This is a genomic window from Halomonas sp. MES3-P3E (genome assembly GCF_002836035.1).
Lineage (GTDB): Bacteria > Pseudomonadota > Gammaproteobacteria > Pseudomonadales > Halomonadaceae > Vreelandella > Vreelandella arctica.
Genome location: NZ_PJBT01000020.1, coordinates 144462 through 156018, shown reverse-complemented (window position 1 = coordinate 156018; position 11557 = coordinate 144462). Strand labels below are relative to the sequence as shown.

The following is an 11557-nucleotide window of genomic DNA, read 5'->3' as shown; positions in this document are numbered from 1 at the left end:
AACCGATGGCAGGGAGACATAGCATGTACAAACTGGCCTTTTTTGTTCCCGTTGAGGATGCCGACAGCGTTAAGCAAGCTGTGTTCGAGGCGGGCGCTGGGCGTATAGGGGTGTATGAGAGTGTCTGTTTTCAAACACGCGGCACGGGGCAATTTCGCCCAATGGAAGGTGCCAACCCTCATATCGGTTCGGTTGGCAGCCTGGAACAGGTGGAAGAGTATAAAGTTGAAATGGTATGCGACGAAGCGCATGTTCACGGTGCCATTGCTGCTTTAAAACTTGCCCACCCCTATGAAGAAGTCGCTTATGATGTGTGGCAATTAGCCGATCTATAGCGCGTTGATCGAACGGCGATACGGCTTAGGCACTGCCAAAATAGCGCTCCCGATCCTCAGGCGTCACCATGCTGATATGCAGCGGAAACGCATTGTGGGGGCGGTCAGCGTAGAAGTGGCGTAGCGTGCGCTCAATCGTAGTGAAGGCGAGTTCGTCCCAGGGGATTTCGTGCTCCTCAAATAGCGCCACTTCCAAGCTTTCCGGGCCGGCGCTGAAGCCACCGACCAGCTCGGCAAGAAAAATCATATACACCTGATTGATATGCGGTAAGTCAATCAAGGTGTAAAGATTGGCCAGTTCGACTTCGGCGCAGGCCTCTTCACGCGTCTCTCTGACGGCGGCCTGCTGGGTGGATTCGGCGTTTTCCATATAGCCTGCTGGCAGTGTCCAGTACCCTTTGCGTGGTGAGATTGCCCGCTTACAGAGCAATACCTTGCTGCCGCTAACCGGCAGCGTACCGGCCACAATGCGCGGGTTCTGATAGTGAATCGTACCGCAAGCGTCGCACAGGTAGCGCGGGCGATCATCGCCTTCAGGTAGAGCAAAACGTACCTTATCACCACAGTGGCTACAAAAGTTCATCGCGTATTCTCAACGGCTAGTGAATAGAAGCCTCGACGCGCTTGACGTCAATGACCGCTGCTGGGTAAAAGAGAACAAAGTAATTGGATGCCCTATGTTAGAGAAACTGCGCAACCAGCTGCAACAGCTGACGCCTCAACGCTTGGATCATGTGGTAATGCCCGAGGCGGCGGTACTGATGCCGATTGTCGAGCGGCCGGCCCCTACCCTTTTGTTTACCCGTCGTGCTAGCCACTTGAGTACCCATAGCGGTCAAGTGGCGTTTCCCGGTGGCAAGCGCGAGCCCTTCGATGCTGACCTTTATGCCACGGCGCTGCGTGAAGCAGAGGAAGAGATTGCCCTCGACCCCGCGCTGGTGGAACCTTTAGGGCGGCTTTCAGACGTTATTTCGCTACACGGTATTCGCGTTACCCCGTGGGTAGGTATCATTCCGCCTGATTTACCGCTGGTGGCCGACCCCGGTGAGCTAGACGCTATTTTTGAAGTCCCGCTCAGCCATTTTTTAGATGACCACCGTACGCATACCGATGTCATTACTGTCGACGGCGTTGCTCACTATGTGCCCAGTTATCATGTGGACGGCCATGTGATCTGGGGATTATCTGCCATGATGCTGGTCGAGTTACTGGTCGAGGGTTTCGGTATGCCGATTGATTTATATCAGCGACCCAAAGGGCCACTGCGCCACCACCCTGAGCGCAAAAACCGTCTCTCCACATCCTCTATGACCGTTTCCGGCTCGGCGCCATTGAGATCTAAACAATGACTCCCAACGTTTTTACGTCATCACCTGCACTCCAGCCAGCGACGCAGGTTGCCGTTGTCAATGCGCTTGTCGAGCAGGGCTGGTACGTTGGCCGTGAGGTGATTGACCTTGAACTGTGTACCGCACTGAACCATGAACTGCTGCATCGAGCGGCTTACCATGGCTTGGACGAGGCGGGCATTGGCCGAGGCCAGCAGCACCTGCTGCGTAAGGATATTCGCGGTGATGCGATCCACTGGCTCGATCGCGAGAGTGCTGCCCAGCGGCGTTATTTAGACGCCATGAGCGAATTACAGCAGGCCCTTAATCATGCGCTGTTTTTAGGCCTGTTCGAGTATGAGGCACACTTCGCCCACTACCCGCCGGGAGCCTTTTACCAGCGCCATGTGGATAGCTTTCGCGGCCGCGCCAATCGGGTTATCTCTACAGTGGGTTATTTAACGCCCGAGTGGCCAGCCGATGGTGGCGGCGAAATGGTTATCTACCACCCTGATGACCCAAGCACAGAGGTCGCCCGCGTCATACCGGAAGCAGGCACCTTCGCCTGTTTCCTGTCGGAAACCATTCCCCATGAGGTGCTGCCGACACGCTGCCCGCGCACGAGTATTGCAGGCTGGTATCGGCGTAACGCTTCACTGGGCGGTGTGCTCGACCCTGCGCGTTAAACTTGGCGGCGTGATCAGGTTAACGGCACGATTTGCCCATTGGCCCGCTCCAACACTTCACGTACCTGCTCGTAGTCTGCGCTATTGGGGCCACCCTCGTGGTGTTCAATAATGCCGACAACATTCAGCAGCGTGTCCATGCCATAAGCGGTTTCATCCGTCGCGATAAACGCCTGAATATGCCCTTGCCCGTCGCCATTCCAGCCTACTTTGATCGGCGAATCGATGATATTGACCTGAGTACCTACCGGTACGCGCCAAAATACCGACTCGATATCTTCCGGATGCATGCGAATACAGCCACGGCTAGCACGCATACCAATGCCATCCGGCTGGTTGGTGCCATGAATGAGATAACCCGGAATATCCAGCAATATAGCGAACTGCCCCAACGGGTTATCGGCACCGGGAGGCACCACCGCTGGTGCGGGATCGCCACGTTGAGCGGCTTCACGGCGAATAGACTCAGGGGGGTACCAGGCGGGGTTTTCAAGCCGCATCGTGGTTTCGGTAATACCCAGCGGAGTGTTGTAAGCATCCCGCCCAATCCCAATGGGGTACGTCTCTACCCGCGGCGTCTCGCCCTCTTCTACGTCGGGATAGTAATACAGGCGCAGCTCAGCCACGTTAATGACAATGCCCGTGCGTGCTTCGTCGGGCAAAATAAACTGCCCTGGAATGATCACCTCGGTGCCTTCCCCCGGCACCCAAAGACTGGTATCCGGATTGGCCATACGGATTTCTTCGTAGCCGACATTGTGTGCCCGGGCAATATCCATCAGCGTATCTTCTTCGCTGGCGATAACGGTATACAACTCGCCCACCATATTGCCTTGTTGCGGAAGAGGGAAATGGCCTTTAGGCAGTTCACTGCTATCAGCAGCGGCAGTCGATGCCAATAGCCAGGCGCCCAGCGCGATACTACTCACGCAGAGCTGCTTGATACGCCGCAAGGGGCGATACTGGGGAATCATCGTCAGGGTATCTCCTTTTTAAATAGGAATATGACGACTGGGGCAGAGCAGGTCAACTCGACAGAGTGTGACACAGCGACGCTGACCTAAGGTTTAATGAGTCACTGCATACTCTTAGTCGGCTAAAAGTTTGAGTTAATTGGTTGTATTTCTGATCACAACGACTAACCTGTTAATTGTCTTAGCGCAGTGACGCGCAGAAGGGCGTTAATTACCAAAACGTAATTAACATACATAGGAGTGATAGCACTGGAGCTGTGGTGTTTTTTTTAATACGCAGCCACCGTCATCTGCTATTGATTTATTTGGGGTATAACGCGAAGTCGTTAAGCTCAAATGAAATCGCAAGGAGCAAGTAAAATGAAAATGATCAAATCCGCCTTTATAGGTACGCTCATGGTGCCGACTGTTATGTTTGCTGCAGGCACAGTCAACGCCGAAGAAAATACGGCTACCATGGAAGCAACCTACCTAACTGAAACGCCAGAAGGTACTTTCCACTCGGATACCCTAACCGGCAATCAAGTGAAAAGCTCCGTCGAAGATGATGAAGATATCGGCACCATTACTGATCTTGTGATCGATGAAGATGGCCAAATCAATGCCGTTGTCGTCGGTGTTGGTGGTTTCCTCGGAATGGGTGAGAAAAAAGTCGCCATAGAATGGGATTCACTTGAACTGACCAAAGACGAGAATGGTGAAGATTATGTTATTACCGTTAATGCGTCACAAGAAGCATTAGAATCTGCCGAAGAGTACCATCGTAACGATGACGTAGATGAAGAATAAGCTCGCGTCAGTCATATAAGTCAGCCACACAAAAAGCCTTGGCAATTGCCAAGGCTTTTTTATTGCGCTTAACACATTCGCACTGATCGAATCTACTAAAAGCCGTCTAATTACTTAATAGCAGTAACGATCAACATTATTAACGTTCACACCTTTAATGCGTGTGAACGTTAAACCGCGAACCTTTAGCCTTTTAATTTAGCCGTCATACTGATATCGGCTTTAAGCACTTTTGAGACGGGGCAATTAGCTTTCGCCTTTTCTGCCGCTTCCTGGAAAGCAGCTTCATCGGCGCCGCTAATGGCTGCCACGACATCCAGGTGAATTTTTGAAATATCAAACCCTGCATCGCTTTGCGAAAGGGTCACTTTAGCGCTGGTTTCAATGGAGTCAGCTGTATAGCCTTGCTCACCCAGAATCATTGAGAGCGCCATTGAAAAGCAGCTGGCGTGTGCTGCGCCAATGAGCTCTTCTGGATTGGTGCCTTTTTCATCTTCAAAGCGCTTGCTGAAGGAGTAATTGGCATCCAAAACGCCACTTTCGGTTGAAACGGAGCCTTTACCATCCTTAAGACCACCTTCCCAACGTGCGCTAGCTTTACGATCCATAACAACTCCTTGTGTGTGCCAATCATACATTAACGTGTTGTCGATCAGGGTTAAGCGACAGCTGCCGTTTAACCACCTAACCAGCGTAGCTGATTTTTTGTTTCTCTGCTGTACCTATAGTTCCATCTTCCATCGGCCATCGTTCAGCCGTAAGCTAGTTAGCTACCTAACCGCTTTACTGTTAAGGATTCGCCATGTCGTCGGCTGATGCGCTGCGCCTGATACTGCTCTCTTCGCTGTGGGGCCTTTCCTTTATTTTTATGCGCGTAGCCGCTCCCGAGTTCGGCGCAGTACCGTTAGTGCTCGTACGGATGGGGGTTGGCGCCCTACTGTTGATGCCACTATTGCTCAGCCTGCATTATTTGCGCCTTATCTGGCAGCATAAAGGGCCATTGCTGTTTCTGGGCGTGGTCAATCACGTGCTGCCCTTTTCACTACTGGCGCTGGCAACCACTCGCCTTGAGGCGGGCTTTACCTCGTTAATCAACGCCACGACACCAATTTTTACCGCGCTGATTGGCGCGCTGTTTTTCGCCACCGCGATACAGCGCCAGCAGTATTTAGGCCTCGCCCTGGCGCTGCTCGGGGTTTATGTGCTTTCAGCGGATCGGCTCGATTTCGCTCTGGGCGGCGACGGCTGGTTTATTTTGGCCGTACTGGGCGCTACGTTTTGCTACGGCATTGCAGGCAACTACTCCAAAACGCGCCTTGGTCACCTACCTACACGGGTACTGGCTGCCGGCAGCAGCGCCATGTCGGCCTTGGTATTGCTGGTTCCCGGCCTTCTGCTCTGGCCAAGCGAGCCCGTCAGCCCGTTGGCGTGGGGAAATGCGCTGGCACTGGCCGCTTTGAGTACGACGCTGGCTTTCCTGCTCTACTTTGGCTTACTCGCCAGCGCGGGTGCCACTGCCACATCGACCGTCACCTTTTTAGTCCCGGTGAGCGCGCTGATATGGGGCTATCTACTGCTCGGTGAAACGCTCAACCTGCAGATTATTGCCGGAATGATCATTACCCTGATCGGCACGGCCATCGCGACAAAGCTCCTGCGCGTCAGGCGTCGCGGGGTTCGGCCACCAGCGTATCCCCCACACGAATAATGCTGCCAGCGCCACTCAGTAGCGTGGCATTTTGGCCAAAGTGAGCGCCTTTCAAGCTGGGCTGAGTATTTAGCTCAATCAAGGTTTTGAGCGGCTCAGCTGGGGCAGGCACCGCCGCCGTATGCTGGTCGATAGCGGTGATTTTGCAGCGTTTGCAAGGTTTACGCAGGGCTAGCTGAAAGGTTCCGTTTTGCTCAGAAACAGAGGCCCAGCAATCTTCAGCCCACGCCTCGTCGCTTGCTATTACTATGTTAGGCCGAAAACGGTTCATAGGTATGGGGGCGTTTCTCCCTGCCACTAACGCTTGATTCAGTGCATCCAATGATCCCTTTGTGGTAATTAAAAACGGGTAGCCGTCGGCAAAATAGGTGTGCGCTGCGCCCCCCTCAAGAAAATCCTCTTCGACTGCACGGGTAAATTCCGTTGCAAAACGCACCAGGCTAAGCCCTTGCGCCTGTTCGCCCAAGGCAGCCACCAGCCAATGAGTGACGGACTCGCTTTCCGGCAGGGCTTTACAGTGATCGTTCCACACGCTGACCAGGCGCAAATTCCCTTCAGGCTCTGCCAACGAGATATGCAGTGATTCGACGCCAGGGTGTGAAAGCACCAAATGTTCATCGGTGAGGGCGACCTCGATGGTCACGAGCGCCGGCAACTGACGCTGGGTAATAAATCGCTGATGCGCATCGACCAGCATCCAACGACGATCCCAGGCCAGCCCATGTTCCTGCAGCTCGCTGTGATCAACATTGATGCCTTTTAGCGACTTGACGGGGTAGATAGTGAGTTGTGTGATCTGCACGGTGGCCTCGCAACCAAAGTAAAAGGCCACTTTAGTCATTTACGCCGTTAGCGGCTACTCGATGACAAGCGCTACAGTGTCATGCCCGTTTCTATACGATAGCCTAAATCAACAATTTTCTGGGTCAGTGACTCACCACGAATACGCGCCAGTAGCTCACCTGCAGCGGCCTCGCCAATCGCCTGGCGCGGTGTCACTACGCTGGCAAGGCGTGGCGTCATCACATGCCCCACGTCGTGACCATGAAAGCCCGCTAGCGCCATGCGCGCGGGCACCTCGATACCGCGCCGCTGGCATTCGAAGTAGGCGCCTACGGCAACGTCATCATTGGTGCAAAACAGGCCATCCGCCTCTGGGTAGTCGACTAACACCTGCTTGAGCAGCGCGGCCCCCACGCTGTAAGAGGAGCGCTGGGTGCTCTGCAGTGTCACCGGGATTAAGCCATGCTCTTCCATGGCGCGACGATAGCCGAGCTCACGCTGACGGGTACGTTCATCCAGGCGCACTGCCAGGTAAATTACCTGACGTCGGCCACGCAGAATCATCTCGCTGACCATGTCGTACGCGGCTTGTACGTTGTCATAGCCCACGGCTTGTTGAAGTGGAGGACGATGGGTGTCCATGATTTCAACAATCGGAATGCCGGCGGTTTCCAGCATACGCAGGCTACGCGGCGTGTGATCACGGTCAGAGAGGATAACGCCATCAACGTTATAAGAGAGCAATGAAGCCAGGCTGCGCTCTTCAAGCTCTGGGCTATAGCCATAGTGCGAGAGCATGAGGTGATAGCCCGCTGGTTCGGTTAACGCCTCTATACCGACAATGATATCAGCGAATACTTGGTTGGTAAGCGACGGTACCAGCACGCCAATCGAATGACTGGTGGCCCTGGAAAGCAGATCGGGGGCGCGGTTGGGGATATAGCCAATCTGCTCGGCAATCGAGAAAATACGTTCCCGTAGGCCTTCAGACACCGTTTCAGGGTCACGCAGACAGCGGCTGACCGTCATTTTGGTAGCCCCCACGTGGTCAGCAATGTCCTGCAGGGTGGGGCGTTTTTTCTTCAAGGGAAAGCTGCCTTTTACGGTGAAGGAGCAATGAGGCCGCCTTTGATTATTCGGCGGCCTCACTACCTAACTCTTTATCTCTTATCTTTCTATCTCTCTTTAGCTTGGTGTGCGGGTGGGAAGCAGCAGCGTGGCAGCAAATTGATCAACGATTTGCATCGGTGACAACGCTATTGAAACGTTAAACGCCTCCTTTTCATCCGGCGGTTCTAGGTCAGCCAACTGACTGGCTAACATGGTATCGCCCTTGAAGAAGTGCCCGGCACGGGTTTCCAAGCGTTGCAGCAACAGTGTTTGTGTCCCCTCTAAATAGAGGATCTGCAGCTCTGAGTCGCCTAGGCGCAGCCGGTCACGGTAGCGCTTTTTCAACCCTGAACAGGCAATCACCAGCGACGCATCCCGCGCCCGATAGTCGGCGATCAACGCCGCCAGTGTTCCCAGCCACTCGCTGCGATCATCGTCATTGAGCGGGGTGCCACTGGCCATTTTGGCAACATTGGCAGGCGAATGGTAATCGTCCCCGTCAATGAAGGTCGCCCCAACGGTTTGCGCCAACTGACGACCAATGTGCGACTTTCCCGAACCAGACACACCCATCACTAAAATACGATGCGAGAGGGTCTTCACAGAAGCTCTCCTATTCATTACCAAGTACCTTAATTGAAGTACCTTAATTGCCGCGCACGGCGGTAAGATCAGGCAGCCAGGTCACGAGGCCGGGAAAGGCGACCAGGATCACCAGCACGACCAGGAGAGCGGCGTAATACGGAAGCATCGCTCTGACCAACGACTCCATCGAGACTTTACCCACGCCGCAACCTACATACAGGCAGGTACCTACCGGCGGGGTGAGCAGCCCAATCCCTAACACAAACGCCATTAATACGCCAAAGTAAGCGGCATCCACACCTACTGAGGTCACAATGGGCGCCAGCATAGGCGCCATAATGACCATGGCCGGGGTCAAGTCCATTACGAAGCCCACCAGCAGCAGCAACGTTGCCACAATCAGCAGCAGCATGAAGGGGTCTTGGGTAATCGCCTGCACTTGGCTGACCAGGGTTTGCGGCACCATATTGATGGTCAAGAACCAAGCAATGACCGTGGCGAATGCCAGCAGCATCATTACCATACCGGTCAAACGGGCCGTACGAATAAGCATGCCGCCGAGCTCTTTGAGCTTGAATTCCCGGTAAATCACTAACGAAATGGCCAACGCATAAAGCAGTGCTGCCACGGCCGCTTCGGTGGCCGTAAACACACCGCCAATAATACCGCCAATCACGATGACCGGTAGCACCAGGGCAAGCCAAGCATCTTTAAAAGCTTTCCAGAGGCGATCCCAGCGGAACTGCTGTACGCCGCCACCATCCTTTTTGGCAAGAATATAAGTGGTCACCATCAGGGCGAAACCAATTAACAAGCCAGGGACAATACCCGCAATAAACAGTCGGCTAATTGAGGTTTCGGTGACGATGCCGTAGAGGATCAATGGAATCGACGGAGGAATAATGATCCCGATCACCGACGAGACGGTATTAATCGCAGTAGCATTAGCCGCGGTATAGCCCTGCTCTTTCATGGAGGGAATCATCATTGCGCCAGTAGCAGCCGTATCGGCTACGGCTGACCCACTGATACCGCCAAAAAACATCGAGCCGGTGATGGCCACCTGCCCTAACCCACCGCGCATAAAGCCGACCATTGCGCCAGCCAGCTCCATCAAGCGGCGGGCGATACCGCCATTGCTCATTACCTCACCGACGAGAATAAAGAACGGAATCGCCAGCAGCGGAAAGCTATTCACCCCACGAATAGACTGCTCGATCATAATCGACAGCGGAATATCGGAGAGCACCGCCATGACTAACGCAGCAACACCCAAACCAAAGGCAATGGGCAACCCGATAACGATAGAAGCAAACAAAATAGCCAGAAAAATCCATAGCATGATTAACGCTCCTGCTCAGGATGGCGAATAACGTTCAGGCTGACCCACATCCGCCACGTCGACACCACTGCAATAAAAATGACGCACAGCACCAGCGATAAGCTGATGAAACTGAGTGGCACATCCATGATCGCCGAACGCCCGCTGGAGCGGGACAACACCTGGTAGCCACCCCAGATCATGACCACCATGAGACCGGTAATGATCATATGCTGGAGCAGATAGAGCATGTGCGCCAAGCGCAGCGGCAAGCGTCGTACCAGTGCATCAACGGCAATGTGTTCATAACGGGAAAACGCCGCGGCGGCACCGATGAACACCAACCAGATAAACAGCATACGCGCCAGCTCATCCGCCCAGGGTAGTGAGTAATTAAACAGCGCGCGACCTACCACGTTGCTGGAAACGGACACAATCAACGCCACCAAAATAGTGCCGATCAAATACTCCATGCCTAGGGTAAGCCAACGAAATAACGCTGGCCCTTGGCGGGTATCAGTATCGATTTCCAAGAGTTTGCGGTTGGGGTCATCCAGATACACCGAAGGGTCTTCAATCGGCGTAGCGTGTTGAGAGGGTGTAGAGGAGAGTGACATAGGAACTCCAGTAGCACTGCCGCCGGGCAGGCGAGTTGCCTGCCCGGTGGCGCGCTAAACGTAAGGTTTAGTTGCTGCTCTCTTCAACGATCTTCTGAATGTCAGCGATCAGGTCTTCACCAATGCGCGGCGCCCACTCTTCATAAACCGGCTGAACGGCATCCTGGAAAGCGGCTAACTGCTCGTCATCCAGGCGGGTAATTTCCATACCCCGCTCTGCTAGCTGGTCACGCGACCAGTCATCGTACTCTGCCGACAGTTGAATCTCATACTCGGCAGACTGACGCGCTGCTTCCAGCACCAGCTCCTGATACTCAGGCGCCATGCGATCCCAAGTACGCTCAGAAAGCATCATGATAAAGGGAGTATAGACGTGACGCGTTTCGGTGCCATAATCCTGCACTTCATTGAAATTAGAGGTCAGGATGGTGCTCCAGGGATTTTCCTGGCCATCCACTACGCCCTGTTCCATCGCAGAGAAAAGCTCACCAAACGCCATGGGCGTTGGGTTTGCGCCTAACGCTTCCCAAATTGCCAAATGCACTGGGTTTTCCATGGTGCGAACGCTCAAACCGCGCACGTCAAGACCGGCAACATCGTCAGGGCTCGCCACCGGGCGTGCACTGTTAGAGAGCTGACGATAGCCGTTCTCGGAGAAGGCGAGCGCTTTCAGGCCAGTGCCATCAAAGGCGTCCAGCATGTCCTGGGCAACATCGCTTTGCATCACGGCTACCGCAGCTTCACGGCTAGGCAGCAGGAACGGCAAGTCGAAAGCAGCGAGCTGTTCAACATAGCCTGTCGTCGCGGAACTAGAGGGGTAGGTCATGTCCAGCGTGCCGGTTTGCAGCATTTCCAGCATTTGAACATCATCACCTAACTGGCTGTTAGGAAACACGTTAACGGTAATACGGCCGTCGGTGCGTTGCTCCAAAATTTCACCAAAGTATTGGCTAGAAAGGAACTGTGGCGAGCTTTCCGCCAGGCCGATCCCCATACGCAACGTATGCGAACCATGGTCGCCGACGACCTCACCCTCAATTTCAGGCGGATCAGAGAGCTCCGGGCTCTGGGCATGCGCCATGCCGAACGTCAATGTGGTCGCACCGACCAGGGTTAGCGTGCTGCGCCAAATAGTTGTCATCGCGTGATCTCCAAATATTCGTTGTTGTTAACGGTGAATGGGTAAGAATTGAGTTGTTACTGGCTAATTTAATGAGCGCCAAATTGTTACCGGTAACATTAATGATGCGAAGGCTAGCTAGCTGCCAAGTGCGTGTCAAAACAAAACTGCCAACTTACGACCAACGTCTAGGGATAGCCA

At 54.0% G+C, this 11557-nt stretch carries 14 protein-coding genes; 5 read left to right on the top strand and 9 right to left on the bottom strand.

The genetic code is table 11. The features are described from left to right. Positions 1-23 precede the first annotated feature (23 nt). Complete coding sequence (locus tag CXF87_RS06585) at positions 24-335, top strand: NGG1p interacting factor NIF3 (protein WP_101146020.1); 312 nt, start codon at positions 24-26, stop codon at positions 333-335. A gap of 25 nt (positions 336-360) precedes the next feature. On the opposite strand, the gene CXF87_RS06580 is transcribed toward CXF87_RS06585, so the two are convergent. Beyond that, positions 361-918, bottom strand: coding sequence for an NUDIX hydrolase (locus CXF87_RS06580; RefSeq protein WP_101146018.1), 558 nt, complete (start codon positions 916-918; stop codon positions 361-363). Between the two features lie 94 nt (positions 919-1012). Here CXF87_RS06580 and CXF87_RS06575 point away from each other — a divergent pair, with 94 nt between their 5' ends. Continuing rightward, on the top strand, positions 1013-1684 hold the full coding sequence (locus CXF87_RS06575) for a CoA pyrophosphatase (protein ID WP_198556020.1): 672 nt from the start codon (positions 1013-1015) through the stop codon (positions 1682-1684). Beyond that, entirely contained in the window at positions 1681-2349 is a 669-nt protein-coding gene (locus CXF87_RS06570) for a 2OG-Fe(II) oxygenase (protein WP_101146015.1), read from the top strand. Before CXF87_RS06575 ends, CXF87_RS06570 begins: the two co-directional genes overlap by 4 nt. Positions 2350-2363: 14 nt before the next feature. On the opposite strand, the gene CXF87_RS06565 is transcribed toward CXF87_RS06570, so the two are convergent. Beyond that, complete coding sequence (locus tag CXF87_RS06565; RefSeq protein ID WP_101146013.1) at positions 2364-3323, bottom strand: L,D-transpeptidase family protein; 960 nt, start codon at positions 3321-3323, stop codon at positions 2364-2366. A 360-nt stretch (positions 3324-3683) separates the two neighbouring features. Between CXF87_RS06565 and CXF87_RS06560 the strand changes: the two genes are divergently transcribed. After that, positions 3684-4112, top strand: coding sequence for a PRC-barrel domain-containing protein (locus CXF87_RS06560; protein WP_101146012.1), 429 nt, complete (start codon positions 3684-3686; stop codon positions 4110-4112). Between the two features lie 185 nt (positions 4113-4297). Here the strand turns inward: CXF87_RS06560 and CXF87_RS06555 are convergent, their stop codons facing one another. Then, positions 4298-4720, bottom strand: a complete 423-nt coding sequence (locus tag CXF87_RS06555) for an OsmC family protein (RefSeq protein ID WP_101146010.1) — start codon at positions 4718-4720, stop codon at positions 4298-4300. Positions 4721-4914: 194 nt separating this feature from the next. Here CXF87_RS06555 and CXF87_RS06550 point away from each other — a divergent pair, with 194 nt between their 5' ends. Then, positions 4915-5820 carry a DMT family transporter gene (locus CXF87_RS06550; RefSeq protein WP_101146009.1) on the top strand — a complete coding sequence of 302 codons (906 nt, stop codon included), beginning with the start codon at positions 4915-4917 and terminating at the stop codon, positions 5818-5820. Here the strand turns inward: CXF87_RS06550 and CXF87_RS06545 are convergent. From CXF87_RS06545 to CXF87_RS06520, 6 genes are all read right to left on the bottom strand, one after another. Continuing rightward, a complete protein-coding gene (locus tag CXF87_RS06545; protein ID WP_101146127.1) occupies positions 5774-6622 on the bottom strand; it encodes an MOSC domain-containing protein in 849 nt (282 codons plus the stop codon). The genes CXF87_RS06550 and CXF87_RS06545 overlap by 47 nt on opposite strands. Positions 6623-6693: 71 nt before the next feature. Beyond that, positions 6694-7689 (bottom strand): gluconate operon transcriptional repressor GntR, encoded by a 996-nt coding sequence (gene gntR, locus CXF87_RS06540; RefSeq protein ID WP_101146007.1) that lies wholly within the window; start codon positions 7687-7689, stop codon positions 6694-6696. Between the two features lie 99 nt (positions 7690-7788). Further along, positions 7789-8316 carry a gluconokinase gene (locus tag CXF87_RS06535; RefSeq protein ID WP_101146005.1) on the bottom strand — a complete coding sequence of 176 codons (528 nt, stop codon included), beginning with the start codon at positions 8314-8316 and terminating at the stop codon, positions 7789-7791. 43 nt (positions 8317-8359) lie between these two features. Beyond that, on the bottom strand, positions 8360-9640 hold the full coding sequence (locus CXF87_RS06530) for a TRAP transporter large permease (protein ID WP_101146004.1): 1281 nt from the start codon (positions 9638-9640) through the stop codon (positions 8360-8362). A gap of 2 nt (positions 9641-9642) precedes the next feature. Further along, a complete protein-coding gene (locus CXF87_RS06525) occupies positions 9643-10236 on the bottom strand; it encodes a TRAP transporter small permease (protein ID WP_101146002.1) in 594 nt (197 codons plus the stop codon). Positions 10237-10303: 67 nt separating this feature from the next. Continuing rightward, positions 10304-11377 (bottom strand): TRAP transporter substrate-binding protein, encoded by a 1074-nt coding sequence (locus CXF87_RS06520; protein WP_101146000.1) that lies wholly within the window; start codon positions 11375-11377, stop codon positions 10304-10306. Positions 11378-11557 lie beyond the last annotated feature (180 nt).

Bases quoted from the DNA above. Each gene is read 5' to 3' on its own strand.
- CXF87_RS06585 (WP_101146020.1), top strand. From the start codon at position 24: ATGTACAAACTGGCCTTTTTTGTTCCCGTTGAGGATGCCGACAGCGTT.
- CXF87_RS06580 (WP_101146018.1), bottom strand. From the start codon at position 918: ATGAACTTTTGTAGCCACTGTGGTGATAAGGTACGTTTTGCTCTACCT.
- CXF87_RS06575 (WP_198556020.1), top strand. From the start codon at position 1,013: ATGTTAGAGAAACTGCGCAACCAGCTGCAACAGCTGACGCCTCAACGC.
- CXF87_RS06570 (WP_101146015.1), top strand. From the start codon at position 1,681: ATGACTCCCAACGTTTTTACGTCATCACCTGCACTCCAGCCAGCGACG.
- CXF87_RS06565 (WP_101146013.1), bottom strand. From the start codon at position 3,323: ATGATTCCCCAGTATCGCCCCTTGCGGCGTATCAAGCAGCTCTGCGTG.
- CXF87_RS06560 (WP_101146012.1), top strand. From the start codon at position 3,684: ATGAAAATGATCAAATCCGCCTTTATAGGTACGCTCATGGTGCCGACT.
- CXF87_RS06555 (WP_101146010.1), bottom strand. From the start codon at position 4,720: ATGGATCGTAAAGCTAGCGCACGTTGGGAAGGTGGTCTTAAGGATGGT.
- CXF87_RS06550 (WP_101146009.1), top strand. From the start codon at position 4,915: ATGTCGTCGGCTGATGCGCTGCGCCTGATACTGCTCTCTTCGCTGTGG.
- CXF87_RS06530 (WP_101146004.1), bottom strand. From the start codon at position 9,640: ATGCTATGGATTTTTCTGGCTATTTTGTTTGCTTCTATCGTTATCGGG.
- CXF87_RS06525 (WP_101146002.1), bottom strand. From the start codon at position 10,236: ATGTCACTCTCCTCTACACCCTCTCAACACGCTACGCCGATTGAAGAC.
- CXF87_RS06520 (WP_101146000.1), bottom strand. From the start codon at position 11,377: ATGACAACTATTTGGCGCAGCACGCTAACCCTGGTCGGTGCGACCACA.